Source organism: Roseicella aerolata (assembly GCF_020523605.1).
Classification (GTDB): domain Bacteria; phylum Pseudomonadota; class Alphaproteobacteria; order Acetobacterales; family Acetobacteraceae; genus Paracraurococcus; species Paracraurococcus aerolatus.
In genome coordinates this window covers 78,278-104,842 of sequence record NZ_JAJAQI010000020.1, presented here as the reverse complement: position 1 = coordinate 104,842, position 26,565 = coordinate 78,278, and the positions used below count along the sequence as shown (strand labels likewise).

Annotated in this window: 23 protein-coding genes and 1 tRNA gene; 6 read left to right on the top strand and 18 right to left on the bottom strand. The window is 69.8% G+C overall.

What is annotated here, in order from left to right; all coding sequences use genetic code 11:
* Positions 1-20 precede the first annotated feature (20 nt).
* Both LHA35_RS14590 and LHA35_RS14585 read left to right on the top strand, forming a co-directional pair.
* On the top strand, positions 21-785 hold the full coding sequence (locus LHA35_RS14590; RefSeq protein ID WP_338050883.1) for a DUF3987 domain-containing protein: 765 nt from the start codon (positions 21-23) through the stop codon (positions 783-785).
* 507 nt (positions 786-1,292) lie between these two features.
* Positions 1,293-4,313, top strand: coding sequence for a class I SAM-dependent DNA methyltransferase (locus LHA35_RS14585; RefSeq protein WP_226609007.1), 3,021 nt, complete (start codon positions 1,293-1,295; stop codon positions 4,311-4,313).
* Positions 4,314-5,034: 721 nt separating this feature from the next.
* On the opposite strand, the gene LHA35_RS14580 is transcribed toward LHA35_RS14585, so the two are convergent.
* The 5 genes from LHA35_RS14580 to gyrA all read right to left on the bottom strand — a co-directional run bounded on the left by LHA35_RS14580 (position 5,035) and on the right by gyrA (position 9,786).
* A tRNA-Lys gene (locus tag LHA35_RS14580) sits at positions 5,035-5,110 on the bottom strand.
* A 135-nt stretch (positions 5,111-5,245) separates the two neighbouring features.
* Positions 5,246-5,851, bottom strand: a complete 606-nt coding sequence (locus tag LHA35_RS14575) for a peptidylprolyl isomerase (protein ID WP_226609006.1) — start codon at positions 5,849-5,851, stop codon at positions 5,246-5,248.
* Between the two features lie 27 nt (positions 5,852-5,878).
* Positions 5,879-6,424, bottom strand: a complete 546-nt coding sequence (locus tag LHA35_RS14570; protein ID WP_226609005.1) for a peptidylprolyl isomerase — start codon at positions 6,422-6,424, stop codon at positions 5,879-5,881.
* 31 nt (positions 6,425-6,455) lie between these two features.
* Positions 6,456-6,968: a pantetheine-phosphate adenylyltransferase gene (gene coaD, locus LHA35_RS14565; RefSeq protein ID WP_226609004.1), complete on the bottom strand. Its 513-nt coding sequence runs from the start codon at positions 6,966-6,968 to the stop codon at positions 6,456-6,458.
* On the bottom strand, positions 6,961-9,786 hold the full coding sequence (gene gyrA, locus LHA35_RS14560; protein WP_226609003.1) for a DNA gyrase subunit A: 2,826 nt from the start codon (positions 9,784-9,786) through the stop codon (positions 6,961-6,963). The genes coaD and gyrA overlap by 8 nt, the downstream gene beginning before the upstream one ends.
* 462 nt (positions 9,787-10,248) lie before the next feature.
* Between gyrA and LHA35_RS14555 the strand changes: the two genes are divergently transcribed.
* Positions 10,249-11,157 (top strand): formyltransferase family protein, encoded by a 909-nt coding sequence (locus LHA35_RS14555; RefSeq protein WP_226609002.1) that lies wholly within the window; start codon positions 10,249-10,251, stop codon positions 11,155-11,157.
* Positions 11,158-11,174: 17 nt separating this feature from the next.
* Here the strand turns inward: LHA35_RS14555 and ssb are convergent, their stop codons facing one another.
* Positions 11,175-11,702: a single-stranded DNA-binding protein gene (gene ssb, locus LHA35_RS14550; RefSeq protein ID WP_226609001.1), complete on the bottom strand. Its 528-nt coding sequence runs from the start codon at positions 11,700-11,702 to the stop codon at positions 11,175-11,177.
* A 174-nt stretch (positions 11,703-11,876) separates the two neighbouring features.
* Here ssb and uvrA point away from each other — a divergent pair, with 174 nt between their 5' ends.
* The gene (gene uvrA / locus LHA35_RS14545) at positions 11,877-14,774 is read left to right on the top strand and encodes an excinuclease ABC subunit UvrA (protein ID WP_226609000.1); all 2,898 of its coding nucleotides are present in this window, start codon (positions 11,877-11,879) and stop codon (positions 14,772-14,774) included.
* A gap of 114 nt (positions 14,775-14,888) precedes the next feature.
* Here uvrA and LHA35_RS14540 read toward each other — a convergent pair whose 3' ends face one another.
* Positions 14,889-15,716, bottom strand: coding sequence for a squalene/phytoene synthase family protein (locus LHA35_RS14540; RefSeq protein ID WP_226608999.1), 828 nt, complete (start codon positions 15,714-15,716; stop codon positions 14,889-14,891).
* A 113-nt stretch (positions 15,717-15,829) separates the two neighbouring features.
* Here LHA35_RS14540 and LHA35_RS14535 point away from each other — a divergent pair, with 113 nt between their 5' ends.
* Positions 15,830-16,468, top strand: coding sequence for a superoxide dismutase (locus LHA35_RS14535; protein WP_226608998.1), 639 nt, complete (start codon positions 15,830-15,832; stop codon positions 16,466-16,468).
* Positions 16,469-16,643: 175 nt separating this feature from the next.
* Here LHA35_RS14535 and LHA35_RS14530 read toward each other — a convergent pair whose 3' ends face one another.
* The 3 genes from LHA35_RS14530 to yajC form a co-directional block, all read right to left on the bottom strand.
* Positions 16,644-17,243: a cysteine hydrolase family protein gene (locus LHA35_RS14530; RefSeq protein WP_226608997.1), complete on the bottom strand. Its 600-nt coding sequence runs from the start codon at positions 17,241-17,243 to the stop codon at positions 16,644-16,646.
* A gap of 95 nt (positions 17,244-17,338) precedes the next feature.
* Positions 17,339-17,803 carry a hypothetical protein gene (locus LHA35_RS14525; protein WP_226608996.1) on the bottom strand — a complete coding sequence of 155 codons (465 nt, stop codon included), beginning with the start codon at positions 17,801-17,803 and terminating at the stop codon, positions 17,339-17,341.
* Positions 17,804-17,861: 58 nt separating this feature from the next.
* The gene (yajC, locus tag LHA35_RS14520) at positions 17,862-18,203 is read right to left on the bottom strand and encodes a preprotein translocase subunit YajC (protein ID WP_226608995.1); all 342 of its coding nucleotides are present in this window, start codon (positions 18,201-18,203) and stop codon (positions 17,862-17,864) included.
* Positions 18,204-18,304: 101 nt separating this feature from the next.
* Here yajC and LHA35_RS14515 point away from each other — a divergent pair, with 101 nt between their 5' ends.
* Positions 18,305-19,150: an ATP-binding protein gene (locus LHA35_RS14515; protein ID WP_226608994.1), complete on the top strand. Its 846-nt coding sequence runs from the start codon at positions 18,305-18,307 to the stop codon at positions 19,148-19,150.
* Between the two features lie 166 nt (positions 19,151-19,316).
* On the opposite strand, the gene serS is transcribed toward LHA35_RS14515, so the two are convergent.
* The 8 genes from serS to LHA35_RS14475 form a co-directional block, all read right to left on the bottom strand.
* Entirely contained in the window at positions 19,317-20,591 is a 1,275-nt protein-coding gene (serS, locus tag LHA35_RS14510; RefSeq protein WP_226608993.1) for a serine--tRNA ligase, read from the bottom strand.
* A gap of 119 nt (positions 20,592-20,710) precedes the next feature.
* The gene (tatC, locus tag LHA35_RS14505) at positions 20,711-21,466 is read right to left on the bottom strand and encodes a twin-arginine translocase subunit TatC (RefSeq protein WP_264185547.1); all 756 of its coding nucleotides are present in this window, start codon (positions 21,464-21,466) and stop codon (positions 20,711-20,713) included.
* 51 nt (positions 21,467-21,517) lie between these two features.
* The gene (gene tatB / locus LHA35_RS14500) at positions 21,518-22,054 is read right to left on the bottom strand and encodes a Sec-independent protein translocase protein TatB (protein ID WP_226608991.1); all 537 of its coding nucleotides are present in this window, start codon (positions 22,052-22,054) and stop codon (positions 21,518-21,520) included.
* 98 nt (positions 22,055-22,152) lie between these two features.
* On the bottom strand, positions 22,153-23,205 hold the full coding sequence (locus LHA35_RS14495; protein WP_226608990.1) for an ABC transporter ATP-binding protein: 1,053 nt from the start codon (positions 23,203-23,205) through the stop codon (positions 22,153-22,155).
* Positions 23,202-24,098 carry an SMC-Scp complex subunit ScpB gene (gene scpB / locus LHA35_RS14490; protein ID WP_226608989.1) on the bottom strand — a complete coding sequence of 299 codons (897 nt, stop codon included), beginning with the start codon at positions 24,096-24,098 and terminating at the stop codon, positions 23,202-23,204. Before scpB ends, LHA35_RS14495 begins: the two co-directional genes overlap by 4 nt.
* Positions 24,082-24,855 carry a segregation and condensation protein A gene (locus LHA35_RS14485; RefSeq protein WP_226608988.1) on the bottom strand — a complete coding sequence of 258 codons (774 nt, stop codon included), beginning with the start codon at positions 24,853-24,855 and terminating at the stop codon, positions 24,082-24,084. The genes scpB and LHA35_RS14485 overlap by 17 nt, the downstream gene beginning before the upstream one ends.
* A complete protein-coding gene (locus tag LHA35_RS14480) occupies positions 24,852-25,568 on the bottom strand; it encodes a site-2 protease family protein (protein ID WP_226608987.1) in 717 nt (238 codons plus the stop codon). Before LHA35_RS14480 ends, LHA35_RS14485 begins: the two co-directional genes overlap by 4 nt.
* On the bottom strand, positions 25,565-26,563 hold the full coding sequence (locus LHA35_RS14475; RefSeq protein WP_226608986.1) for a glycoside hydrolase family 3 N-terminal domain-containing protein: 999 nt from the start codon (positions 26,561-26,563) through the stop codon (positions 25,565-25,567). Before LHA35_RS14475 ends, LHA35_RS14480 begins: the two co-directional genes overlap by 4 nt.
* Positions 26,564-26,565: the final 2 nt, after the last annotated feature.

Genomic DNA, 26,565 nt, shown 5'->3' with positions numbered 1-26,565 from the left:
CCCGCCGTGATCGCCCCCAGATAGGCCGCGAACCGCGCCTCGCCCGTCCTCGGCCGCCTTGTCTGCCTCTCTACCATCCCCCACATATAGGAAGACCGGAAAGCTTTGACACAGTAAGACTATGGACCTGGCCGGATCCACGGCCATTCTCTCAGCCGCGCATCGCAGGCGATGCCGAGCTTGCGGTAGAGCGGCTACAACGGCTGGCCGATCTTGCCATGGCGCAGGATGCCGAAGGCAACCCTACGCCATCCTATGTGCCCCTGGTCGCGGAAGGCCGGGAGGTGCTGACCGACTTCGCAAGCGAGATGCAGCGCCGTGAGCACGGCGCACATGGGTTGATGAAATCCTCGCTTGGGAAGGCACGAGGCCAGGCGCTCCGGCTGGCACTGATCTTGGAGTATCTTTGGTGGACAGCCAATCCGGCAGCGCCTGAGCCAGCGGTGGTGAGCGTGCAGGCGATGCAGGCCGCTGCCGGTCTGATGGACGCCTACTTCCTGCCCATGGCGGCGCGCGTCCTTAGCGACGCATCCATCCCGGAAGCCGAGCGCAATGCCCGAACGCTGGCGCAGCACATCGTGGATACCCGCCCGGAGCTGGTAAATGTCTCCAGTATCCGTGACGATGCCCGGCTGCCGGGGCTTCGAGAGACTGAGCCAGTGAAGGCCGCCTGCCGCTTCCTAGCAGAAGCTGGATGGCTACAGGAACCGGTCCGCACTGGCTCCGGCGGCCGGCCGCGCGGCGACTGGCGTGTGAACCCTAAGATTTGGGAAGCGGTGCGGTGAGCCGATGGCTCGCCGCATTCCGCACGGGATCAGGGAGCATCGCTGCCTCAATCGCTGGGACGAAGCCCGAAAACCCCGAAAAAGGCGAAAACCTTCTTGCAGGCAACAGTAGCCCAGCCCGCCAGCCGGATTTTCGGGGTTTTCAGGGTTCTCGGGAGACAGCGATAGCCCGGCTCGATCGCTGCTGCCCACCACGGGAACCGATAAGTGCTGGTCTTGGAAGGTCGGCAGCAACGCCGACCAACCAGCTGAGGACGGCGGCATGGCTTGCACAAGCAGCCGCCGATGCCTTCTACGCGCTGGCTACTCCCGATCCTGACCTTGCTCACGAGCGGGCGTTGATTGCCGCCGCACCGTGATCGAGCAAGACACCATGGCAGTCTTGGTAGTTTGCCCGAACTGCCATGCCCCAAGGAGGATGGTATAAACTATCCGGTAGATTGTCCGTAATCTTGTTCTCGTTTTAGGTATTGCCCGCTTCTGCTGACTCGGTAACGGTCCGGTGTCATGACACCGGACCGCTTCATCGAACGCTGGGGAACGGCGACCCTCACGGAGGCTGCCGGCGCCAAGCCCCACTTCAACGACCTCTGCGAGTTACTGGGCGTGCCGAAGCCCCAGGAGGACAACCGGGGCATCAACTACGCCTTCGAGAAGATCGCGGCTGAGGCCAATGGCCGCCATGGCTTCGCCGATGTCTGGAAGCGCGACTGCTTCGCCTGGGAATACAAGCGGCCCGGTGCCGACCTAGGCGCCGCTCATCTCCAGCTGCTGCGTTACGCCGGCAATCTCGGCAATCCGCCCCTGCTGGTGGCCTGCGACATGCGGCGGATTGTCGTCCGCACCGCTTGGACGAATGAGGTCACCCGCGAGGACACCTTCGGCCTCCAGGACCTGTATGACCCGGCGCGTGTCGATCTGCTGCGGCAGATGTGGACAGCGCCGCCGGAGGCTTGGCGCCCTCGCAAGACCAGAGCCGCCCTCACAGAGGAAGCCGCCGGCGAACTCGGTGAACTGGCACAGCGGCTCCGATTCCGGGGCCACGACCCCCAGGCAGTCGCGCACTTCGTTTGTCGGCTGGCCTTCTGCTTCTTCGCTGCGGATGTGAAGCTGCTGCCACGCCAACTGCTGGAAGGGATGCTGAACGCCGGCCGGCGCAATCCCGGCCGCTTTGCCGAGTATGCAGGAACCCTCTTCGCCGCCATGGCGGAGCGCGGCAGCGAGATCGGCTTCACGGCGGTTCCCTGGTTCAACGGCGGCCTTTTCGAGGACGCGATGGCTCTGCCACTCGTGGCAGCCGATATGAGCCTTCTCGACCGGCTTTCCGCCCTGGAGTGGTCGGACATTGACCCGTCGATCATGGGCACCCTGTTTGAGCGGGGCCTGGATCCCAGCAAGCGGGGCCAGCTTGGCGCCCATTACACCGACCGCAATACCATTGAGCGCATCGTCGGGCCGGTGGTCCGACGCCCGCTGCAAGCCGAATGGGCCAAGGCGCGGGATCGTATCCAGGCGCTCCTGACGGAGCGCGCTGCTCTGCGTGCTGAAGCCGGCGCGGGAGCAGCCGAAGACCTTAAGGCGTTGTCCGGCGCAGTGGTTACCGCCGAAAGCGTGGCGAAGCGCAAGTCGTTGGCGCGAGAAGCCGAACGGCGACGCCGCCGCGACATCGCTCTGCTGGAGGAGGCAGAAGCGATCCTGGGCGCCTACCTGAGGCGCCTAAGACAATATCGGGTGCTCGATCCGGCCTGCGGCAGCGGCAACTTCCTGTATGTGGCGCTGCTGACCCTGAAGGACCTGGAGGGCGACGCAATCGCGGAGGCGGCGGCACTCGGCCTGCCAGGACGCATGTGCGAGGTTGGGCCTGAAGCGGTTCTCGGCATCGAACTGAACCCCTACGCGGCGGAGCTGGCGCGGGTCTCGGTCTGGATCGGCCATATTCAGTGGGCACGCCGGAACGGCTACCCCGTTCCGCACGATCCAGTGCTGCGCAACCTGGACACGGTCGAGTGCCGCGATGCCGTGCTGGCGACTGATGCCAATGGCGCCCCGGTTCCGGCAGCTTGGCCGGCGGCCAACGCCATCGTGGGAAATCCCCCGTTTCTCGGTGACAAGGTAATGCGGGCGGGATTGGGTGACGACTACACATCCCGCCTCCGGACTGCGTTCGCCGGGCGCGTTCCAGGTGCCGCCGACCTGGTCTGCTTTTGGTTCGAGAAGGCGCGCGAGGCGCTGACAGCAGGAACGGCGGAAAGGGTTGGGTTGGTGGCGACCCAGTCCATCCGCAACGGCGCCAGCCGCCAAGTGCTGGAGGCCATCCGGACAACCGGGCGCATCTTCGATGCCTGGGACGATGAACCCTGGACGATTGAAGGTGCTGCCGTGCGCGTCGCACTGGTCTGCTTCGGCCGGACCGACTCGGATGACGTTCCGCATCTGGACGGGGTGCCGGTGGCGGAGGTTCGGGCCGATCTGACTGCCGGAGGCAGTGACCTAACACAGGCCCGGCGCCTGGCTGCGAACCGGGGGCTCTGCCTACAGGGTCCGGTGAAGGTGGGAGCCTTCGATGTGCCGGGTGAGACCGCCCGGACCTGGCTGGCGGAGCCGCCCAATCCAAATGGTCGGCCGAATACCGACGTCCTTCGTCCGTGGATCAATGGGCAGGACATTACCCGCCGGCCATCCGACCGCTGGATCATCGACTTCGCCGATATGCCTGAGCGGCAGGCGTCCTTCTACCTGCGCCCATTCGCGCATGTCATCGTCAACGTGAAGCCGGCGCGTGACCGCAACAGGGATGCGCAGCGGCGCGAACGTTGGTGGCGCCTTGGCCGCAGCGGCGGGGAACTGAGAGCTGCTGTGGCTCCCCTCTCCCGCTTCATCGCAACCCCGCGCGTTGCAAAGCACAGGCTCTTCGTCTGGTGCCCCGCCACCACGCTGCCCGATAGCCGTGTCTATGCGGTCGCCCGCGACGACGATTGCACCTTCGGCATTCTGCACTCCCGCTTCCATGAGGCGTGGGCACTGGCGCTGGCCTCCCGGCACGGAGTCGGGAACGATCCCACCTACAACAACCAAACCTGTTTTGAGACCTTCCCCTTCCCTGAAGGTCTGACCCTCGACCAGCCCGCCAGTAGCCAATCCCACCATCCCCATGCCGCAGCGATCGCCCAGGCAGCACGGGCGCTCGTAGAAGCCCGCGACCGCTGGCTGAACCCGCCCGAATGGGTGGAAGAAGTGGCCGAGACGATCCCAGGGCTCCCACCACGGCGGATGCCGCGCAACGTCAAGGCAGCAGTGGCCCTGAAGGCTCGGACGCTAACCAACCTCTACAATGCCCGGGGCACGCCCGATGGGGCGTGGCTCGACCTGCTCCATGCCGACCTGGATGCGGCCGTGGCCGCCGCATATGGCTGGCCGGCTGACCTGACCCAGGGCGATGCAATCGCCAGGCTCCTCACCCTCAATCTTGCGCGCGCTGGTTCCGCGATCATTCACGGGGACCGGGCAGATGACGAAGACGAGGACTGACCGTCCAAAATAGGATGCATGGACGCGCGGGGGTCCCTTCGCACAAAGGGAGGGGCCGGGATGGGTAGGGTTCCGGCGGGACTGATCTTCGACGGCCCCCCCCCTCTCGTTTGACGCGAAGTCGGGGCTGCCTGGGGCAGTCGGAGCCACCGCCCCTAGGAACGCGGCGGTAGGCGGTCCAGCCCCACCGCCATTGCAAGCGCAGCGCCCTCTGGATCGTGGGCTTCCAGGAGCCGGAGCTGATCCGGCCGGAGTTTTCGAGGCCGGTGCCGCACGTCGCTACCGGCCAGGCCACCGTTGGCGAGCAGCACAGCCACGCAGACCTTCAGCGTCGCAGCCGTGAGCTTCCTCCGCTTGGTGGTGAGCGCACTCCGCTTGCCATGGCGGAGGGCGTTCCTGTTGCCCGGTTGCCCGCCTCGCCGCTTTCCCTCGCCTTCGTTTGCCATTCCGGTCCCCGAGCTGCCGTCCTGGGCCGGCTACCGCGATGGATGGGCCAGAGCCCCGTCAGACACATGGTAGCCACTCGCGGCAGGACAGGCATCGGCCATGGGCCAGCTGGGTCGTGGCCGAGCCACAGGCCGAAAGAAAGAACAGGGAGCAGGAACCCGATCGAGGGCGTTTCGCCCGAATGTCCGGTCAATGTCCGGTCAGCCGAAAGCGGGGTTGGCCGCATGGCAGCAGCGATTCGCTGAAAAATTCAAGAAGATCAGGCGGTTAGGTGTGGTGAGCCGGGTGGGACTCGAACCCACGGCCACGAGATTAAAAGTCCCGTGCTCTACCAACTGAGCTACCGGCTCACACGGCACCGCCGCGCGCGGGGAAAAGCGCGCGGCGGCGATAATGTCAACTGCCGGAGCCGATCGCCGGCCGGACCGGCGGCACTGCCGCCAGCGGCCCAATGGCGTGGACCGGCTCCGCCACGCGCATGGCGGTCAGGCCGCCGCGGTGGCGTCGTCGGCGGCGATGCGTGCCTTGATCAGCCGGTCGGGGCCCTGGACGATGCCGTTGCCGCCGGTGCCGCGCTTGATCTTGTCCACCGCCTCCATGCCGGCGACCACGCGACCCCAGATGGTGTACTGGCCATCCAGGCTCGGCGCCGGCGCGAACATGATGAAGAACTGGCTGTTCGCGCTGTTCGGATTCATGGTCCGCGCCATGCCGCAGGTGCCGCGCACGAAGCGCGCCTTGTTGGGCGGGGCGAATTCGGCGGGCAGGTCGGCATAGCCCTGCTCCCGCGCGCCGCCCGTGCCGGTGCCGGTCGGGTCGCCGCCCTGGGCCATGAAGCCCTCGATCACCCGGTGGAAGGGCGTGTTGTCGTAGAAGCCGGCGCGGGCCAGCGTCTTGATGCGCTCGACATGCTGCGGCGCGAGCTCGGGTAGCAGCTCGATCGTCACGGCGCCGTCCTTCAGCTCAAGGATCAGCGTGTTCTCGAGCTTGGGGTCCGGCTCGGTTGGCTTGGCCTCGGGGGCGGCCGTGGCGGGGACCTCGATCGGGGGCTCGCCCGGAATCTCCTGCGGGGTGCCGGCTTCGTCGCTCATCGGGATGGATCCTTGTTGAAATCAGGGTCAGGCGCTGGTGATGCGAGCCCGGAGCAGCTTGTCCGGGTTCTGCACCACGCCGTTGCGGGTCGGGTCGCCACGCTTGATCTTGTCCACCGCCTCCATGCCGGCAACCACGCGACCCCAGATGGTGTACTGGCCATCCAGGCTCGGCGCCGGCGCGAACATGATGAAGAACTGGCTGCTCGCACTGTTCGGGTTCTGGCTGCGCGCCATGCCGCAGACGCCGCGGAGGAAGCGGTACTTGTTGGTGAACTCGGCCGGCAGATCGGGCAGGTCGCGCGCCCCGCCGGTGCCCGTGCCGGTCGGGTCGCCGCCCTGGGCCATGAAACCCTCGATCACCCGGTGGAAGGGCGTGCCATCATAGAAGCCGCGGCCGACCAGCGTCTTGATCCGCTCGACATGGCGCGGCGCCACGTCCGGCAGCAACTGGATGGTGACCGGGCCGTCCTTCAGCTCCAGCACCAGCCGCTCCGCAGCCTGCGCGCGGGCGGGGCGGATCAGGGCGGGGGCGCCGAGCAGGGCGAGGCCCGCGAGATGTCGTCGCAGCATGGGTATCTTTCCGTCTTGAAGGCGGTCCGGCTCAGTCCTGCACCGGGTTCCGGACGCGGGCGAGCGTCCGCTCCAGCGTCAGCTTCGGCACGAAGGAGGAGACATCGCCGCCGAGCCGCGCGATCTCCTTCACGAAACGCGAGGAGATGAACTGGTTCGTCTCGCTCGCCATCAAGAAGACCGTCTCGATCTGCTGGTCCAGGCGACGGTTCATGCCGGCCATCTGGAACTCGTAGTCGAAATCGGTCACGGCCCGCAGGCCGCGGATGATCATGCTGGCGCCGACCTCCTGCGCGAAGCCGACCAGCAGCCCCTTGAAGGGCCGCACCTCAATCACGCAGCCGGTGCGCGCGGCGATGGCATCGGTCTCCGCCCGGACCAGCTCCGCCCGTTCCTCCAGCGGAAAGAGCGGTCCCTTGCCGGTATTGATGGCGACGCCGATCACCAGCCGGTCGAGGATGCGGGCCGCCCGGCCGATCACGTCCAGATGGCCGTTGGTCACCGGGTCGAAGGTGCCGGGGTAGAGGCCAATCCGCTCAGGCATCGGAAGCGGATCCGGCCTCGGCCGGCGGCTCGGTGGCCGCCAGGGCGCCGGTCTGCGCCGCGCCGGAGTCTGGCCCGGCCTCGCCCTGGTCGTCCACGACCGGGAAGCAACTGGTCACGCGTTCCCCCTCGTTCAGTCGGAGGAGCATCACGCCCAGGCTGCGGCGGCGCGTCAAGCGCACCTGGTCGGCCGGCAGGCGGATCAGCCGCCCGGTATCCGTCACCAGCATCACATCGTCGCCCGGCCGGACCGGGAAGGTGGCGACCACCTCCCGGCCGGTGCGGCGGCTGAACAGCATGGCCTCAAGCCCCTGCCCGCCCCGGCCGGTGATCCGGTAGTCATAGGCCAGGCTGCGCTTGCCAAAGCCGCCATCGGTGATGGCGAGAATGATCTCCTCCTGCTCCTCCAACTCCCGGGCCCGCTCGGGCGAGAGGGTGATTTCCTCCCCGGCGCCCTCCTCGCCGTCCTCGGCGGCCACCGGCACGGCCTCGGCCTCCTCGGCGCCGTTCCCGTTGCCGTTGCGGCGGCGCTGGGCGGCATTGCGGATGGCCGCCTCGCGCTCGGCCGGCGTCGCCTCGACATGGCGCAGCACGGAGAGCGCGATGACCTCGTCCTCCTTGCCCAGGCGGATGCCGCGCACGCCGCTGCTGTCGCGGCCGGCGAAGACGCGAAGCACGTCCTCGCTCGCCTGGAAGCGGATGGCGCGGCCGCGACGGGTGGCGAGCAGCACGTCATCCCCCTCCCGGCAGGTCTGCACGCCGATCAGCGAATCGCCCTCCTCCAGCTTCATCGCGATCAGCCCGGCGGAGCGGACATTGCGGAAGTCGGAGAGGCGGTTGCGGCGGACATTGCCGGAGGCCGTGGCGAAGACCAGGTGCAGCCCCTCCCACAGGCTCTCGTCCTGCGGCAGGGGCAGCACGGCGGTCACCTGCTCGCCCTCCTGCAGCGCCAGCACCTGGCGGAGCGAGCGACCCTTGCCCTGGGCGCCGCCCTCCGGCAGTTGCCAGACCTTCTCGCGGAAGGCGATGCCGCGGCTCGTGAAGAACAGCACCCACTGGTGGGTATGCGCGATGAAGCTGCGCATCACCACGTCGTCCTGCCGCGTCGCCGCCGCGCTGCGGCCGCGGCCGCCGCGATTCTGCGCGCGGAAGGTATCGAGGCCCGTGCGCTTGACGTAACCATCGCGCGTCAGGGTCACCACCATGGTGCCCGGCTCGATCAGGCTCTCATCGTCCACATCGGCGATGCCGTCGACGATCTGGGTCAGGCGCGGGGAGGCGATCTGGGCGCGGACGGCGCGCAGCTCCTCGGTCATCACCTCCATGCGGCGAGGATGGCTGCCGAGGATCTCCAGCAACTCGCGGATCCTGCCACCGATCTCCTCGAGCTCGGCGGTGATCTTCTCGCGCTCAAGGCCCGTGAGGCGGTTCAGGGTCAGCGCCAGGATGCCGCGGGCCTGCGCCTCGGTCAGGCGAACGGTGTTCTCGGGCGTCACGACATTGCCGGCATCCTCGATCAGGGCCAGCAGGGTGCCGACATCGCCGGCGGGCCAGTCCCGCGCCATCAGGGCGGCGCGCGCCTCGGCCGGGTCGCGGCTGGCGCGGATCAGGCGGATGACCTCGTCGATATTGGCAACCGCGATGGCGAGGCCGATCAGCAGGTGCCCCCGCTCCCGCGCCTTGGCCAGGCGGAAGCGCGACCGGCGCAGGATGACATCCTCGCGGAAGGCGATGAAGGCGCGCAGCGCGTCGATCAGCCCCATCTGCCGCGGCCGGCCATTGTCGAGCGCGAGGAAGTTGACGGGGAAGGAGGTCTGCAGCTGCGTCATCCGGTAGAGCTGGTTCAGCACCACCTCCGCCGTCGCGTCGCGCTTCAGCTCGATGACGATCCGCATGCCCTCGCGGTCGCTCTCGTCCCTGAGGTCCGAGATGCCCTCGATCGCCTTGGCGCGGACCAGCTCGGCGATCTTCTCGATCAGGTTCGCCTTGTTGACCTGGAAGGGGATCTCGGTCGCGACGATGGCCTGCCGGCCGCCGCGCATCTCCTCGATCTCGCACCTCGCGCGCAGCGGGACGGAGCCGCGCCCGGTTTCGAAGGCGGCACGGATGCCGGAGCGGCCGAGGATCAGCGCGCCGGTCGGGAAGTCCGGACCGGGGATGATCTTCATCAGGTCGATGAGCGAGGTATCGGGATCGGCGATCAGCGCCAGCGTCGCGTCGATGACCTCGCCCGGATTGTGCGTCGGGATGTTCGTTGCCATGCCGACGGCGATGCCCTGTGCACCGTTGACCAGCAGGTTCGGGAAGGCGGCGGGCAGGACGCGCGGCTCCTGCTCCGACTCGTCGTAGTTCGGCTGGAACTCGACCGTGTCCTCCTCGATGCCCTCCAGCAGGGCGGAGGCGGAGCGCGCCAGGCGGACCTCGGTGTAGCGCATCTGGGCCGGCGGATCGCCGTCCATGCTGCCGAAATTGCCCTGGCCATCGATCAGCGGGACGCGCAGCGAGAAGGACTGCGCCATGCGGACCATGGCGTCGTAGATCGCGGCATCGCCATGCGGGTGGTACTTACCCATGACGTCGCCGACCACGCGGGCCGATTTGCGGTGCGGCTTGTCGGCGGTGTAGCCGCTCTCCTGCATGGCGTAGAGGATGCGGCGATGCACGGGCTTGAGGCCGTCGCGCGCATCCGGCAGGGCGCGCGCGACGATCACGCTCATCGCGTAATCGAGGTAGGAGCGGCGCATCTCCTCCTCGAGGGTCACGGGCACGGCGTCCTCGGGGCGGATGCCGCCGCTGCCGCCGTCTGTCGTATCGCTCACGCTGTCCTACTTTCCTGGCCGGCGGGCACCCCGGGGCACCCTGCTGCGGCATCGCGCGGGTTGACGCGGGGGGCGTCGTCGAGCCCCCCGCATTTCTCCCGAAAGATAGTGATTCCGCGGCCCGGCGGCAAACCGCGCGCGCCCGAATGCGAGTGTTCCGGTACCGCCGCGCTCTGGCGTCTTGCCCGATAAGTTTGTAAATCCCCCGATAACAAAAACCAAAAGTTGATTAAAACAAGCGTAATCCTTATGGTGAACTCCTAAGTCCCTGTCCCACGGGCCGCGAGCGTCCTCCGGCCGGGCCGGCCATGACCCGCCGGTCAGAGCGCTGTCCCCGGCGAAACCGGGGCCGTCTCGCGCCGCGAAGCGGGTAGGACAATGCGCACCGAGGACCCGGAAATGACAGCCGGTATCGAGAATTCTGACCCTCCGGGGTGGCTGCGGGGCCTTCCGCCCGGCTGCGTGTGCCAGGTGCCGGAGGGCGCGCGCTGGGGCGTCCTGCTGCATCCCCCGAACTCGCAGCAACCCCAGGAGCAGGCCGAGCTTCGCCTGGTCCTGTTCGTCAGCTTCTGGATCGGCCAGGCGACGCTGCATGCGGCGCTTGCCTATCTGCGGCGCCTGCCCGGCCGGATCCGTGTGGTCGGGGTGGTCACCGACGACCCGATCAGCCCGCAGGCCCGCATCAGCCTGCGCAAGCGCGCATGGTCCCTGATGTCGGAGGAAGAGCGGCTGGCGGTGAAACTGCGGCTGGTCCGCACGGCGCTGGAGGCCGGAATCCCGGTCTATACGGGGGAGGTCAAGACACCGGGCTTCCGCCGGGTGCTGGCCGCCTGGCAGCCGGACGCCATCATCACCTGCGGCTTCGGGCAGGTGCTGGACCGGGCCATCCTCGATACCGCCCCGCAGGGTGCCTATAACTGCCACCCGACCGACCTGGCCAATGGCCATGGCGCCGGCCCATCCCCCTGGGCGGATATGGAGGCGCGGGGCGTGACCCACACTGTCTGGTCGGTGCACCGGATGACGGAGGAGGTGGATGCCGGGCCGGTGATCGGCCGCTCCGCCCCGATCAATCTCGCCGATGCGGCGGGGCGGCTGGTCCGGGAACCGCGGGCCTTCGTCTACAAGATCCTGGCACCGATCTGCTGGATGGCGCTCTGCCTGATCGACAGCCTGGTGCGGGCCCGGCCCGGGCCGCTGCGCAGGCTGGACCTCGATTCCGGCATGCCAGCGGCGCTCCGCCGGCAATTGCTGCAGCCGATCGGGCCGGACTGGCAGGATACGCAAGTCCCGGTGCCGGGCGATGCGGAGTTTGCCGGGCTGCTCAACCGCCCGGCCAGCCGGATCATGGAGGATATCGCGGCGGGTTGAGCACCCGCTGCACCCCGTCAGAACGGGATGTCGTCGTCCAGGTCGGAGCCGCCCTTCGGCTTGCTGTCCCAGCCGCCACCGCCGCCCCGACTGCCGCCGCCCGAACGGTCCCCGCCGCCATAGCCGCCGGAGGAGCGGCCACCGCCGCCATAGCCGCCGCCACCGCCTTCGCCCATCTCCCCGCCGCCACCGCCGCGGCTGTCGAGCAGGGTCAGTTCGCCCTTGAAGCGGCTGATCACGACCTCGAAAGTCTCGCGCTCCTGCCCGTCCTTGTCGGTGTATTTCCGGCTCTCGAGCGAGCCTTCGATATAGACCTTGCTGCCCTTGCGCAGGTACTTCTCCGCGATCTCGCCCAGCCGCTCATTGAAGATGGCGACGCGGTGCCACTGCGTCTTCTCCTTCCGCTCGCCGGAGGCGCGGTCGTTCCAGGTCTCCGACGTTGCGACGGAAAAGGACACCACCTTGCCGCCGGACTGCATGTTGCGGGCTTCGGGGTCGCGCCCCAGATTGCCCACCAGGATCACCTTGTTCACGCTGCCGGCCATGCCGTCCAAACCCCTGGAATCGAGCGCATAGCATACCGGCCGGGCAGGCCCTGAGCCAGCCCGGCGAGATGCCCCGGAGCCCGTCGAGGCCCCTTCCCGCCACCCCAATATGGTGGCATTCACCCAAGAACACAATGTGAACCTGGGCCAGCCCGAGGCCCGCGGAGCGATCGCATGGCCAGCCCCCCCATCCCCTTGGCCGCCCCCCTGAATGCCGGCCAGATCCGCATCCGGGGGGCCCGCACCCACAACCTCAAGGATCTCGACCTCGACATCCCGCGCGGGACCCTGACGGTGATCACCGGCCTGTCGGGCTCGGGCAAGTCCTCCCTCGCCTTCGACACCATCTATGCCGAAGGGCAGCGGCGCTATGTGGAGTCGCTCTCGGCCTATGCCCGGCAGTTCCTGCAACTGATGCAGAAGCCGGACGTGGATTCGATCGAGGGGCTGTCCCCGGCCATCTCCATCGAGCAGAAGACCACCAGCCACAACCCGCGCTCGACGGTCGGCACGGTCACCGAGATCCACGACTACATGCGCCTGCTCTGGGCGCGGGTCGGCGTGCCCTATTCGCCCGCCACCGGCCTGCCGATCGAGGCGCAGACGGTCAGCCAGATGGTGGACCGCGTGCTCGCCATGCCGGAGGGCACGCGGCTGCTGCTGCTCGCCCCCGTCGTGCGTGGCAAGAAGGGCGAGTACAGGAAGGAACTGGCGGAGTGGCAGCGCCGCGGCTTCGAACGGGTGAAGATCGACGGCAAGCTGGTGCTGATCTCGGAGGCGCCGAAGCTCGACAAGAAGTTCAAGCACGACATCGAAATCGTGGTGGACCGCATCGTGGTCCGCGACGGCATCGCGCCGCGCCTCGCCGACAGCTTCGAGACCGCGCTCGCCCTCGCCGAGGGGATCGCCTATGCCGAGAATGCCGATACCGGCGAGCGGACGGTCTTCAGCGCAAAATTCGCCTGCCCCGAATCCGGCTTCACCATCGAGGAGATCGAGCCGCGGCTCTTCTCCTTCAACAGCCCGCAGGGTGCCTGCCCCACCTGCGACGGGCTCGGCACCCAGAGCTTCTTCGACCCCGACCTGGTGGTGCCGGACGAGCAGCGCAGCCTGGCGGAAGGCGCCGTCGCGCCCTGGGCCAGCGCGCAGTCGCCCTATTACGACCAGACGCTGGAGAGCCTCGCGCGGCACTACAAGGTGCAGACCAGCACGCCCTGGGCCGACCTTCCGGCCAAGGTGCGCAACGCCATCCTGCACGGCACCGCCGAGGAGGTGGTGACGCTGCGCTACAAGGACGGCCTGCGCGCCTATGACGTGAAGAAGCCCTTCGAGGGCGTGGTGCCGAATCTGGAGCGGCGCTTCCGCGAGACGGACAATCCCTGGGTCCGCGAGGACCTGACCCGCTACCAGGCGGAGAAGCCCTGCGAGGCCTGCAAGGGCCACCGCCTGAAGCCCGAGGCGCTCTCGGTGAAGGTCGCCGGCCGGCATATCGGCGAAGCCTCCGAACTCTCCATCCGGAAGTCGCGGGAGTGGTTCGCCGGCGTCATGGCGACGCTGACGCCGCAGCGGCAGGAGATCGCGCGGCGGATCCTGCGGGAGATCGAGGAGCGGCTGCAATTCCTGGTGGATGTCGGGCTCGACTACCTCTCCCTCGGCCGGTCCTCCGCCACCCTTTCGGGTGGCGAGAGCCAGCGCATCCGCCTCGCCTCCCAGATCGGCAGCGGGTTGACGGGCGTGCTCTATGTGCTGGACGAGCCCTCGATCGGCCTGCACCAGCGGGACAACGAGCGGCTGCTGGCGACGCTCCGCCGATTGCGCGATATCGGCAACACCGTGCTGGTGGTGGAGCATGACGAGGATGCGATCCGCGCCGCCGACCACCTGGTGGATATCGGCCCCGCGGCCGGCGCCGGCGGCGGCCGGGTGGTGGCCCAGGGCACACCGGCGGAGGTCGCAGCCAACCCGGCCAGCCTGACCGGCGACTACCTCTCCGGCCGCCGCCGCATCGAGGTGCCGGCGACGCGCCGCAAGGTGGACAGGAAGCGCATGCTGAGGGTCGTCGGCGCGCGCGGCAACAACCTGAAGGAGGTCGCGGCGGAATTCCCGCTCGGCACCTTCACCTGCGTCACCGGCGTCTCCGGCGGCGGCAAGTCCACCCTGGTGATCGAGACGCTCTACAAGGCGGCGGCGCGCCGCCTGATGGGCGCCGGCACCGTGCCCGCGCCGCATGACCGGATCGAGGGGCTGGAGCTGCTCGACAAGATCATCGATATCGACCAGTCGCCGATCGGCCGCACCCCGCGCTCCAACCCCGCGACCTATACGGGCCTGTTTGCCCCGATCCGCGACTGGTTCTCCGAACTGCCGGAGAGTCGCGCCCGCGGCTACAAGCCCGGGCGCTTCAGCTTCAACGTCAAGGGCGGCCGCTGCGAGGCCTGCCAGGGCGACGGCGTCATCAAGATCGAGATGCACTTCCTGCCCGATGTCTACGTCACCTGCGATGCCTGCAAGGGCAAGCGCTACAACCGCGAGACGCTGGAGGTGAAGTTCCGCGGCAAGAGCATCGCTGACGTGCTGGAGATGACGGTGGAGGAGGGTGTCGAGTTCTTCTCCGCCGTGCCGGCCATCCACGACAAGCTCAAGGTGCTGAAGGAGGTGGGCCTCGGCTACATCCATCTCGGCCAGCAGGCGACCACCCTCTCGGGCGGCGAGGCGCAGCGCATCAAGCTCAGCAAGGAGTTGTCGCGCCGCGCCACGGGACGCACGCTCTACATCCTGGACGAGCCGACGACGGGGCTGCATTTCGAGGACGTGCGCAAGCTGCTGGAAGTGCTGCACGCGCTGGTCGAGGCCGGCAACACGGTGGTGGTGATCGAGCACAATCTGGAGGTCATCAAGACCGCCGACTGGATCCTCGATCTCGGCCCGGAAGGCGGCGATGGCGGCGGGCGGATCGTCGCCGCCGGCACGCCGGAGGAGGTGGCCGCGACCGACGGCAGCCATACCGGCCGGTTCCTCGCGCCGCTGCTGGCCGTGCAGGCGACGCCGGCGAAGAAGCGCAAGCGGGCCTGACGGATCATATCTGGCGCATGACAGGCTGGCGCATGTCCTGCCTCAGACACCGGCGGCCCTCCGGGCCCCGGCTTCGCGGCATGGGCCGCGGGCCGGGGCTTCCTGCGCCAAGCATCAGATGCGCGCCGTCAGGCCCGCCAGCGTGACCGCCAGGCGGTCGCCGAAGCTGCGCGGGCCGGCGGCGACCGGGCCGCGCGTGAGCCGCCGCAGGTCGCGCCGCGCCAGCACCGCCGGCAGCGCGGCGGCGATCGGGGAACGACCGAGCCGGCGCAGCGCGGCCCGTGGCGCCGCCTGCGCAGCGAGACCGGCCTCGGCGAGCGCCGCGACGACAGGCCGGGCGGCGCCGGGTTCCTGCACCACCGCCTCCGGCGTCAGCCCAGCCTCTGCCAGCGCATCCAGCGGCAGCAGGCAGCGCCCCTGCCCCGCCAGCGCCGGCACGCTGCGCAGCACGCCTGCGAGTCCATAGGCCAGGCCTGCCTGCTGCAAGGCCGGCAACAGCGACGGCGGCGCGCCGAGCAACCGCCCGGCCGCGACCGCGACGCCGCCCGCGGTGCCACGCAGATAGGCGGAAAAAGCCTCCCGCGTCGGGATGCCCTCCTCCTCCGCCTCGATCTCCCGCGCATCAGCCATGGCCAGCAGGTCGGCAGGATCGATCGCCCCCGCCGCGACCGCGGCATGCAGCGGCGCCGCCACCTCATGCCGCCGGGGCGGCCGGCCCTCGGCCGCGTGCTCCACCACTTCCCGCCACCATTGCAGGCGCATCAGGGCAATCAGGGGCGTCTTCGCCGCCTCCCGCGCACGGGCAAGCTCATGGTTGTAGGCGATCAGCGCGAACAATGCCTCCCGTTGTGCTGCGGGCGCGAAGAGCGCACAGAGGAAGCGGTCCGGGTCGTGCCGCCGCGCGAATTCCGCGATGCCGGACAGGGTGTGCTGTTTCGCCATGCGCGCCTTATGCCCGCCCCTTGCTTGACGCGCCACGGCACCCCTCCTAGCTGTTGGCGCGGCTCCCGGGCATGGTCCGGGCGCACTCCACCAAGAATCAGGAGAGACAGCCCATGGCCTTCAGCCTGCCGCCGCTGCCCTATTCCCCCGACGCGCTCGCCGGTCAGGGCATGTGCCAGGAGACGCTCGAGCTCCATCACGGCAAGCACCACAACGCCTATGTCACCGCGCTGAACGGGCTGATCGAGAGCAAGGGCCTCCAGGGCAAGAGCCTGGAGCAGATCGTGGCCGAAGCCGGCAAGGCCGGCACGGACGGCCTGCCCGTGCTCAACCAGGCCGGCCAGCACTGGAACCACATCCTGTTCTGGCAGGTGATGTCGCCCAAGGGCGGCGGGGACAAGCTGCCGGCCACGCTCGCCGCGAAGATCGACCAGGATCTCGGCGGCCTCGCCCAGTTCAAGGAGGCCTTCAAGCAGGCCGGCGTGACCCAGTTCGGCTCCGGCTGGGCCTGGCTGATCATCGCGCCCGATGGGAAGCTGAAGGTCACCAAGACCCCGAACGGCGCCAACCCGATCTCGACCGGCGAGGGCACCCCGATCCTCGGCGTCGATGTGTGGGAGCACGCCTACTACCTGGACTTCCGCAACGTGCGCCCGAACTATCTCGACAACTTCCTGAACAAGCTGGTGGATTGGGAAGTGGTGAACACCCTGCTGCAGCAGGGCGGACTGAAGTCCGGCCAGAGCGCCTGAAGCTGCGGACCGGCCGAACGGAAGGGGCGCCCGGGCAACCGGGCGCCTTTTTCATTTCATACGCTCCCGGGCGTTCATCCCCGTCCGCAATCCGCTCTGGTGCACCACCGGCAGGATCGACCGGCCGGAAATGAAAACCAGGCGTGGTCTCCATCCTGGCGGCACCGTCTTCTGTTTAGCCGATGATCGCCGCAACCGGCGCGACGACCGCGAAGCGGTCGGCCAGTTCCGCCAGCGCGATGCGGTGGATCTCCGCACCGCTGATCGGCGCACCGCCCAGCGCGTCCGGCAGCGCGCGGGTCGCGCAGGCATCGCCCGCAATGGTCACGCGATAGCCGAGATCGAGCGCCGCGCGCGCCGTCGAACTGATGCACATATGCGTCTGGAAGCCGGCCAGCAGCAATTCCTTACGGCCGAGCGCCGCCAGCCGGTCCTGCAGGTCGGTGCCGGCGAAGGCGTTTGGCAGCCCCTTCTCCACCACCGGCTCACCAGCCGCGGGCGCGAGTTCCGGCAGGATGGCGCCGCCTGCCCCCTCGCGGTCGAACAGCCCGCCAGGGCGCCCCTTATGGGCGATATGGATTACCGGCATGCCCGCCTTGCGCGCGGCCGCCAGCAGCACGGCGAGGCGTTCGACGGCTGGCCCGATGCCCTCCAGCGGCAGCCTGCCCTCCCGGTACTCGCCCTGGGCATCGACGATGATCAGGGCGGCCGCATCCAGAGGCGCGGGATGCGCCGGCGCGCCGGCCATCTGCAGCAGGGTCCTGGGGTCAGCCATGCTCGTCTCCCTCGATTCGCTGGCCATGATGCCCTATCCAGGCCGCCCCGTGATGCGCGCGGGACGCAGTCCGCGCCCCGCGCCCTGCACGGGGCTCAGTCCGGATCGAAGACCGGGCCACGGGCCAGGCCAGGGGCGAAGATCGAGAAGGGCCCGGCGAGGGCGCCGGGCCAGCGCCCGGCCCTCGGTGGCGCCAGATGGATCGGCGCGCCATTCTCGAGCAGCAGCAGGAACAACCGCTCGCCCTCTGCATCGAAGGCGAGGAAGAGGCCACGATCCGCGCAGCCCTGGCGCGGCTCCGGGTCGGCACAGCCCCAGCCGACCAGCCAGCGCCCCTCATGCAGCAGGAGCGGCGGGCCCGGCAACCGCAACCCCTCATAGACCATCTGCTGGCGGCCGCGGACGGCACCGCGCAGCGGCAGGGAGACGACCGGGTGGCCGGCGAGCTGCACCATGGTGCCGCCCGCGAGGGCACGGAGGGAATCGGCTTCAGGCGAGGCGGCGCCCGCTGGTGCCGACAGCAACAGGCCCAGGGCGAGGACCGCGTGCCGCCGCCTCATCGGACGAGGGCCGGCGGGATCGCGGCGCGGCGGGCGACCTGCCGGCGCCCGTGCCGGGTCAGGTCTTGGTGCCTGCGTCGTTCGCGCCGACCGGCTTCAGCACGTCGCCGATGGTCTGGCGCAGCACGCTGACACGGACATTCGGAGCGATCTCCACCTCGACCTCGTCCACGCCCTCCTTCACGGTGGTGACCTTGGCGAAGATGCCGCCCGCGGTCAGCACGCGGTCGCCGCGCTTCAGCTGCTTGAGCATCTCGCGATGCTCCTTCTGCTTCTTCTGCTGCGGGCGGATCAGCAGGAAGTAGAAGACCGCGAAGATGAGGATGAGGGGCGCCAGCTGGGTGATGAGCGCCAGCCCGCCACCGGCGGCATCCTGCGCATAGGCGGGAGAGATCAGCATCTTCGGCGATTTCCTCGTGGTTCCGGCTTGCCGTGCAAGGCGGGCGCAAACTAGCTTCCGCCCCCTTCCCGTCAAGTGCGGCCCCATCCCCGGAACCTGCCATGGATATCGCCCTGCTCACCCGCATCGCCGAGGCGCTGGAGCGCCTGGCGCCGCCGCCGCCGGCGCCCCCCCGCCTGGAGGGCGCCGATGCCTTCGTCTGGCACCCATCGCCTGCCCCGCGCCTCTCGCCGGTGCCGCGCGTCTCCCGCGTCGAGATCGCCCTGCTGCAAGGCATCGACCGGCAGAAGGATCTGTTGCTGGCCAATACGCTGCGTTTCGCCCGCGGCTTCCCAGCCAACAACGTCATGCTCTGGGGCGCCCGCGGCATGGGCAAGTCCTCTCTGGTGAAGGCCGCCCACGCCGCAGCCAATGCGGAGATACCGGGCAGCCTGGCGCTCATCGAAATCCACCGGGAGGACATCCGCACCCTGCCGGAGCTGCTGAACATCTTGCGCGCGCAGGACCGCCGCGCGCTGGTCTTCTGCGACGACCTCTCCTTCGAGAAGGAGGATGCCGACTACAAGGCGCTGAAGAGCGTGCTGGACGGCGGCATCGAGGGCCGGCCGCCCAATGTGCTGTTCTACGCGACCTCCAACCGCCGCCACCTGATGCCGCGCGACATGATCGAGAACGAGCGCAGCACGGCCATCAACCCGGCCGAGGCGGTGGAGGAGAAGGTCTCGCTGAGCGACCGCTTCGGGTTGTGGATCGGCTTCCACAATTGCGACCAGCCGACCTATTTCGCCATGGTCGAGGGCTATGCGCGGGCGCTCGGGATCGAACTGCCGGAGGAGGAGCTGCGGCGGCAGGCCAATGAGTGGTCCGTCACGCGCGGCGGCCGGTCGGGGCGCGTGGCCTGGCAGTTCATCCAGGACCTGGCTGGGCGGATGGGTGTCGCGATCTGATACTGCACCGCAGACATGCCCACGCATGTCTGCGGCCTCAGCCGCCGATGGTTGCTGCAAGCCAGGACTTTACGCTGCCCGGTATGGCAGCCGGGGGGTGCTGCCCCCATCGGACGCAGTGTGTCCGGTCTCCGCCGGGGCCAGAGCTTGGCCCCGGACGGCACCCTCAGTTCGCCACGATCCGGTCCAGGCCACCCATCCAGGGGCGCAGCACCTCCGGCACCAGGATGCTGCCATCGGCTTGCTGGTGCACCTCCAGCACCGCTATCAGGGCGCGGCCGACCGCGACGCCGCTGCCGTTCAGGCTGTGCAGGAAGACATTGCCCTTGCCCTCGGCCGGCCTCATGCGGGCATTCATCCGGCGCGCCTGGAAGTCCCGGCAGTTGGAGCAGGAGGAGATCTCGCGCCAGGCCTGCTGGCCCGGCAGCCAGACCTCCAGGTCATAGGTCTTCGCCGCGCTGAAGCCGGTATCGCCGGCGCAGAGCACGACCCGCCGCCAGACCAGGCCGAGTTCGGTCAGCACCCGCTCGGCGCAGCGCGTCATGCGCTCATGCTCCGCCTCGCTGTCCTCGGGGCGAGTGATGCTGACCATCTCCACCTTCTGGAACTGGTGCTGGCGGAGCATGCCGCGGGTGTCGCGCCCGGCGCTGCCGGCTTCCGAGCGGAAGCAGGGCGTCAGCGCGGTGTAGCGGCGCGGCAGAGAGCCTTCCGGCACGATCTCCCCGGCCACGATATTCGTCAGCGGCACCTCGGCGGTCGGGATCAGGTAGCGGTCATCGGTGGTGCGGAACAGGTCCTCGCCGAATTTCGGCAACTGGCCGGTGCCGTAGAGCGTGGCGCCGTTGACCAGCAGCGGCACGGACACCTCGGTATAGCCGTGCTCCTCCGTGTGCAGGGTGATCATCCATTGGCCGAGCGCCCGCTCCAGCCGCGCCAGCGGGCCGGAGAGCAGGGTGAAGCGCGCCCCGGCCAGCCTGGCGGCGGCCGCGAAATCCATCTGGCCGAGCGCCTCGCCGATCTCGAAATGCTGCTTCGGCGTGAAGCCGAGGACCGGCGGCTTGCCGTGCTGGTGCAGCACGACATTGTCGGTCTCGTCCCGCCCGTCCGGCACCTCGGCGTCGAGGATGTTCGGCAGCGCCTCCAGCAGCGCGGTCTGCGTCCGGTCGGCCTCGGCCGCCTGGGCTTCCAGCGCCGCCATCTCCTCACGCAGCGCGGCGCCCTCGGCTTCCAGTGCCACGCTGTTGGTGCCATTGCGCTTCGCCTGGCCGATCTCCCTGGCCAGGGCGTTGCGCCTCGCCTGTTTCTCCTGCAGCGCCTGCTGCGCCGCGCGGCGGGCGGTGTCCTGCGCCAGCACCTGCCCGGCGATGGGCGGCAGGCCGCGCCGCGCCATGGCCGCGTCGAAGGCCGCCGGATCGGCGCGGACAATACGGATGTCATGCATGGCGGTCGGATCCCGGAAACGGAAGGCGTGGTCCGGGGCCAGGCCTTCGGCCCCGGCTGGGGCGCGGGGGACAGGGGGCATCCCGTCGCGCAGAACGCGATGGGGAGCCCGGCTCCCCGCTAGGTGGTGGTGGAGTTCTTCGGCGGCTTCGGTGCCATCCACACGGCGGCCCAGATCGAGATCTCGTAGAGCAGGATCATGGGCAGCGCGAGGCCGACCTGGCTGATGACGTCCGGCGGCGTGATGATGGCGGCGAAGACGAACATCCCGACGATGGCGTAGCGCCGTCCCTTCCGCAGCGTGTCCACACTCAGGATGCCGACGCGGCAGAGCAGCGTCAGCAGCACCGGCAACTGGAAGGCGACGCCGAAGGCCAGGATCATCTGCATGACCAGCGAGAGATACTCGCTGACCTTCGCCTCCAGCTGGATCGGCAGCGCGCCCTCGCCCGGCGGCGTCTCGAAGGTGATGAAGAAATGCCAGGCCAGCGGGAAGATGAAGTAATAGGCCAGCGCCGCGCCCAGCACGAAGAGGAAGGGCGAGGCGATCAGGAAGGGATAGAGCGCCTTCTTCTCGCTGCGGTAGAGCCCCGGCGCCACGAAGAGCCAGAGCTGCGTGGCCCACATCGGGAAGCTGAAGAAGATGGCGCCGAAGAAGGCCACCTTCAGATAGGTGAAGAAGGCCTCGTAGAGCGCGGTGAAGATCATCCGCCGCTCGCCGCCGCCCTGGGCCTGCAGGATGTCGGCGAGGGGCCGCGCCAGGAAGCCGTAGATCTGCGAGGAGAAATAGTAGCAGACGGCGAAGGCGAGCACGAAGGCACCGACCGACCAGAGAAGCCGCTGGCGCAGCTCCATCAGGTGGTCGAGCAGCGGCATCGGCTTGTCGTCGATGGAGTCTTCCGGGTCGCGCGGCACGGGCGTGGGTGCTCAGGTCTTCGGGTTCGGGGCCGGCTCGGGGGCCGGAGGCAGGGGCGCGGCGGTAGCCGGCGGCACGAAGGCGGGCGCGGGCACCGGCTCCGGCCCGGCGGCTGCCGGCGGGAGCGGCGGCGGCGGCGCATAGGCTGGCGGAATGAAGGCGGGCACGGGTTTGGGCGGCTCCGCGCTGCCCGCGGCGGCGCCGGCCCCCTCCATCGCGCCCGCCGGCGGCGTGTAGGAGGAAGCGTAGTCGGTCTTCAGCGGATCCTCAGTGAAGGTCTTGCGGATCGTGCCGTCGCTATCGACCGCCTTCTCGATGGTGTCCTTGATGTTGAAGCTGCGGATCTCATTGATGGAGCTCCGCACCTCCTCGAGCTTGGCCTCGCGCACCAGCTCATCCGCCTGGCTCTGGAACTCGCCGGCCATGCGGCGCAGCTTCTGCACCCCGCGCGCGAGGCCACGGATGGCCTCGGGCAGGTCCTTGGGGCCGATGACGACAAGCGCCACGACGCCGATCAGCGCAATCTCGGACCAGGCTAGGTCTAACATGACGTCTCCGACTGCGAGGCCGGGTCGGGGAGTCCCGGCACCGCAAGGTCGCCTCCGTTAGCAGGAACCCGGGGTTCCAACAATCTGCGCCCAGGTATCTAGGAAGCCAGGGGCGGGAATACGAAGGCGCGCTCCGGATCCATCGCAACCGTAACGCGCTGGCCACGCGCCAGCCGGATCCCGGGTGGCAGCCGGGCATGCAGGTGCAGCAGCCCGCCTGCCCCGTCCGGAACGGACAGATGGACCAAGGTCGTGGCGCCGAGCAGCCGGCAGGCCTGGACCTCGGCCGGGGTCCCGCCCTCCTCCTGGACCCGCAGGCCCTCCGGCCGCAGCAGCACCTCGGCCGGGCCCTCACCCAGATCGGCGCCGGGGCGGAGCGGCAGCGGGCCGATAGCGGTCTCCGCCCGGCTGCCGCGGACCAGGGCCGGCAGGCGGTTCACCTCGCCGAGGAAGGTGGCGACGAAGGGGGCGATCGGGTTGAGATAGAGCTCCTCCGGCGGGCCGAGCTGGATGACCCGCCCCTCCTGCATCAGGGCGATCCGGTCGGCGAGGAACATCGCCTCCTCGGCATCATGGGTGACGATCATGGCCGGGATGCCGGCGGTCTGCAGCACATGCAGGGTGTCGTCCCGCACCTGTTCCCGCAGCCGGGCGTCGAGGGAGGCAAAGGCCTCATCCAGCAGCACCACCTGCGGTCGGGGAGCCAGCGCCCGGGCGAGCGCCACCCGCTGCTGCTGCCCCCCCGAGAGCATGTGCGGATAGGCGCTGGCATAGGTCTCGAGGCCGACGCGGGCCAGCGCTTCCGTCACCGCCCAGCCCCGCTCTCCGCGCGGGATGCGGGTCAGGCCGAAGGCGACATTCTCGGCGACCGTCAGGTGGGGAAATAGGGCATAGTCCTGGAAGACGAAGCCGACATGGCGCTGCTCCGGCGGCAGCTCGCGCCCCGGCTCGGCCACCATGACGCCGCCCAGTTCGATCCGGCCGGCCTGCAATGGTTCGAGCCCCGCCACCAGCCGCAGCAGGGTGGTCTTGCCGCAGCCGGAAGGGCCGAGCAGGCAGAGGATCTCGCCCGGGCGGACATGCAGGTCCACGCCGCGCAGGATCTCCCGCGCGCCATAGGCGTGGCGGATGCCGGTCAGCCGGAGGCTCATGCGGGTGGCGGGGCCTCGGCCGGGGCGGCGGGCGCCAGCAGGGGGCTGCCCGGCTCGTTCACCAACTCCTCCCGACGCGGCAGGTCGGTGAGGGCGCGCAGGCCGAACTGCTCCAGGAATTTCGGCGTGGTGCCCCAGAGGCTGGGCCGGCCGGGAACCTCCTTGCGGCCGCGCGGGGCGATCAGCCCCATCTCGAGCAGCGTCTCCAGCGTGGTCTGGGACAGGCTGGCGCCGCGGATCTCCTCCACCTCAGCGCGCGTCACCGGCTGGTGATAGGCAATGATCGCCAGCGTCTCCATGGCGGCGCGCGGGAGGCGACGCGGCACCTCCACGACGCGGGTGAGCGCCGGGGCGAGTTCCGGGGCGGTGCGGAAGGCGAAGCCGCCGGCGACCTCGACCAGTTGCACCGGGCGGTCGGCGCATTGCGCGGCGAGCGCGGTCAGCACGGCCCGTGCCTCCACCCCCGGCGGCAGGGCCTGCTGCAGGCGCTGCGGCGTGATGGGGCGGTCACTGGCGAAGACGAGGGCTTCGGCGAGGCGCAAGGCATGGGCGAAGAGGGCGGGATCGGGGATCGCTTCGGCACCCGGACCGGGCTCGCCGGCCGGGGAAGGCTGCTGCGGCGCGGCCGCGGCCTCGGCGGCGGAGGGCGGCGCCGCCTCCCCTGCCGATCCGGGCGCTGCGTCCACCGGGACCGCGGAGGCCATGCCGCCGATGGAGCCCTCCGGCCCCGCAGCGCCACGCTGCGGCACGTCCTCCGTGTCACGCGCAGCCACCTGCGCGGCCTCGCCGGCAGCCGGCGTCGCCTCCGCCAGGTCGGGTTGGTGGCCACTGGGCGCGCGGCTCGCATCGGGCGCAACCGCGGCCCCCTCTGCCGTCTCAGGCGGCTCTTGCATCGGGCATGTCCTCGGATGCGGCGCGGCGGCGGACCAGGATCGGGCCGAAGCTCTGCTCCTGCCGCAACTCGATCGCGCCGCCGCGGGCGGTCTCCAGCGCGGCGACCAGCGTGCTGGCCATGGCGGCGCGGCGCTCCACCGGGTCGCTGATCCCCTCCGGCAGGAAGCGCTGCAGCACCGCCCAGTCCGGCAGGGCGCCCACCAGCCGGCCGAGCCGCGCCAGTGCCTCCTGCACCGTCCAGAGCTTGCGCGGCTTCGGCGTATAGGGCCGGCGCGCCAGCGCCCGGCGGCGCGCCGCCGCATAGGCCTGCAGCAGCGCCGGCAGGTCGGCCGAGATGCCGGTGCGATCCTCCACCTTCAGGGATTCCGGCGCACCGCGGGCGAAGACGTCACGGCCCAGTTGCAGCCGCTCCCCCAGCCAGGCGGCGGCGGCGCGCATGCGCGCCAGTTCGGCCAGGCGGTCGGTGAGCGCGAGGGCCAGCGCCTCGGCATCCTGCTCGGCTTCCGGGTCCTCCGGCACCAGCAGGCGGGATTTCAGCCAGGCGAGCCAGGCGGCCATCACCAGCCAGTCCGCCGCCAATTCCAGCCGGACCCGGCGCGCCTGTTCCAGCACCGCCAGGAACTGGTCCACCAGGGCGATGATGGAAATCCGGGCAAGGTCCACCTTCTGCGCCCGCGCCAGGTCCAGCAACAGGTCGAGCGGCCCCTCGAATCCTTCCAGCCGCAGATGCAGCGTCGGCGTCGCCGGCTCGCTCATGGCCCGCCCCCGTTCCCGGACAGCAGCAGAACCAGGTCGAAGGCCTCCGCGATGACATTGCGCAGGGCCCAGCCGATCGGATCGAAACCCTCGACCAGCCGTGGCAGCAGAAAGACTCCGACCAGGACGATCAGGATGCCCCAGCGCTCGAGCTGCATATAGGGCAGTGCCAGCGACCGCGGCAGCACTCCCGCCACGATGCGGCCGCCGTCGAGCGGCGGGATGGGCAGCAGGTTAAACAGGCCGAGGACCAGATTTGCCAGGATGCAGAGCCCGAGGAAGCGATAGGCGATGCCCAGCGATTCGGGCGAGAGGAGCATGCCCCAGCTCTCCACCGGGTGGACCAGCAGCCCGGCCAGCCAGGCCAGGCCGAAATTCATTGCCGGCCCTGCCGCCGCCACCAGCATCATGCCCTGGCGCGGGTTGCGCAGCGCCAGGATGTTCACCGGCACCGGCTTGGCCCAGCCGAACATGAACTCCACCCGCCCGACGGTCAGCAACTGCATGACCAGCAGGATGCCCGGCACCAGCACCGTGCCGACCCGGTCCACATGCCGGATCGGGTTGAGGCTGAGCCGCCCCATCCGCTTCGCCGTATCGTCGCCGAGCCCGAGCGCGGCATAGCCATGCGCCGCCTCATGCAGCGTGATCGCCAGGACCGCGGCAAGGATGGCGGCGAGCAGCTCGGGGAGCCAACCATGCTCGAAGCTCACGCCGCCGCCAGCCAGCCATCGCGCGCCGCGGCCAGCGCCACCGGGTCGAGCAGCCGGCGCCGCGCCAGCATGGCCGCCCGCGTCGCCGCCAGCCGCGCCTCGGCGGCATCGGACAGCACCGGGCAGCCGGCAAGCGCCGGGGCGGTCTCCTCCAGCACGCCGCTGCAATGCAGCACCAGGTCGCAGCCCGCCGCGATGGCCGCGGCCGCCAGCGCGCCCGCTTCGCCGCGCAGCGCCTTCATGCAGAGATCGTCGCTGACGAGCACCCCATCGAAGCCGATGGCGCCGCGGATCACCCGGCCGATGACGGCGGGCGAGAGGGTCGCGGGCCGCTCGGCATCCAGCGCCTCATAGAGGATATGCGCCGTCATGGCCCAGGCGCCGGCATCGGCCAGCGCGGCGAAGGGGGCGCAGTCCAGCGCCAGCGCCTCCCGGCTCGCGGCCACCCGCGGCAGGTCGAGATGGCTGTCCACCAGGGCGCGGCCATGGCCGGGAATATGCTTGATGACCGGGATGCAGCCGGCCTCCTGCAGCCCCTCGGCGGTGGCGCGGCCGAGCCGCGCGACCTCCGCCGGTTCCTCGCCGAAGGCACGGTCACCGATGATGCCATGTGCCCCGGGGATCCGCAGGTCGAGCACCGGGGCGCAGACCACGTCGAACCCGACCTCGGCGCAGGCGAGGCCGAGCAGCGCGGCATTGGCGCGCGCCGCCTCCTCCGGCCCGCCGGTGAAGGCGGCGGCGGCCGGGAAGGCAGGCCAGTGCGGCGGGCGCAGCCGGGCGACCCGGCCGCCCTCCTGGTCCACCAGGATCGGCGCCTCGGCGCCCAGCAACTCGCGCAGCTCGCCGGTCAGGGTGCGGAGCTGCTCGGGCTCCACAACGTTGCGCGCGAAGAGGATGGCACCGAGCGGCGGGGTGGCGCGGAACAGCGCCGCCTCCGCCGGCGTCAGCCGTGGGCCGGAGATCCCGACGATGGCCGCGCGCGGGCGATCCGCCACGG

What these genes read in the sequence shown, in the direction of transcription:
- LHA35_RS14585 (WP_226609007.1), top strand. Translation starts at nt 1,293, where the DNA reads ATGACACCGGACCGCTTCATCGAACGCTGGGGAACGGCGACCCTCACG.
- LHA35_RS14575 (WP_226609006.1), bottom strand. Translation starts at nt 5,851, where the DNA reads ATGAGCGACGAAGCCGGCACCCCGCAGGAGATTCCGGGCGAGCCCCCG.
- LHA35_RS14570 (WP_226609005.1), bottom strand. Translation starts at nt 6,424, where the DNA reads ATGCTGCGACGACATCTCGCGGGCCTCGCCCTGCTCGGCGCCCCCGCC.
- coaD (WP_226609004.1), bottom strand. Translation starts at nt 6,968, where the DNA reads ATGCCTGAGCGGATTGGCCTCTACCCCGGCACCTTCGACCCGGTGACC.
- ssb (WP_226609001.1), bottom strand. Translation starts at nt 11,702, where the DNA reads ATGGCCGGCAGCGTGAACAAGGTGATCCTGGTGGGCAATCTGGGGCGC.
- uvrA (WP_226609000.1), top strand. Translation starts at nt 11,877, where the DNA reads ATGGCCAGCCCCCCCATCCCCTTGGCCGCCCCCCTGAATGCCGGCCAG.
- LHA35_RS14540 (WP_226608999.1), bottom strand. Translation starts at nt 15,716, where the DNA reads ATGGCGAAACAGCACACCCTGTCCGGCATCGCGGAATTCGCGCGGCGG.
- LHA35_RS14535 (WP_226608998.1), top strand. Translation starts at nt 15,830, where the DNA reads ATGGCCTTCAGCCTGCCGCCGCTGCCCTATTCCCCCGACGCGCTCGCC.
- LHA35_RS14530 (WP_226608997.1), bottom strand. Translation starts at nt 17,243, where the DNA reads ATGGCTGACCCCAGGACCCTGCTGCAGATGGCCGGCGCGCCGGCGCAT.
- LHA35_RS14525 (WP_226608996.1), bottom strand. Translation starts at nt 17,803, where the DNA reads ATGAGGCGGCGGCACGCGGTCCTCGCCCTGGGCCTGTTGCTGTCGGCA.
- yajC (WP_226608995.1), bottom strand. Translation starts at nt 18,203, where the DNA reads ATGCTGATCTCTCCCGCCTATGCGCAGGATGCCGCCGGTGGCGGGCTG.
- LHA35_RS14515 (WP_226608994.1), top strand. Translation starts at nt 18,305, where the DNA reads ATGGATATCGCCCTGCTCACCCGCATCGCCGAGGCGCTGGAGCGCCTG.
- serS (WP_226608993.1), bottom strand. Translation starts at nt 20,591, where the DNA reads ATGCATGACATCCGTATTGTCCGCGCCGATCCGGCGGCCTTCGACGCG.
- tatC (WP_264185547.1), bottom strand. Translation starts at nt 21,466, where the DNA reads ATGCCGCTGCTCGACCACCTGATGGAGCTGCGCCAGCGGCTTCTCTGG.
- tatB (WP_226608991.1), bottom strand. Translation starts at nt 22,054, where the DNA reads ATGTTAGACCTAGCCTGGTCCGAGATTGCGCTGATCGGCGTCGTGGCG.
- LHA35_RS14495 (WP_226608990.1), bottom strand. Translation starts at nt 23,205, where the DNA reads ATGAGCCTCCGGCTGACCGGCATCCGCCACGCCTATGGCGCGCGGGAG.
- scpB (WP_226608989.1), bottom strand. Translation starts at nt 24,098, where the DNA reads ATGCAAGAGCCGCCTGAGACGGCAGAGGGGGCCGCGGTTGCGCCCGAT.
- LHA35_RS14485 (WP_226608988.1), bottom strand. Translation starts at nt 24,855, where the DNA reads ATGAGCGAGCCGGCGACGCCGACGCTGCATCTGCGGCTGGAAGGATTC.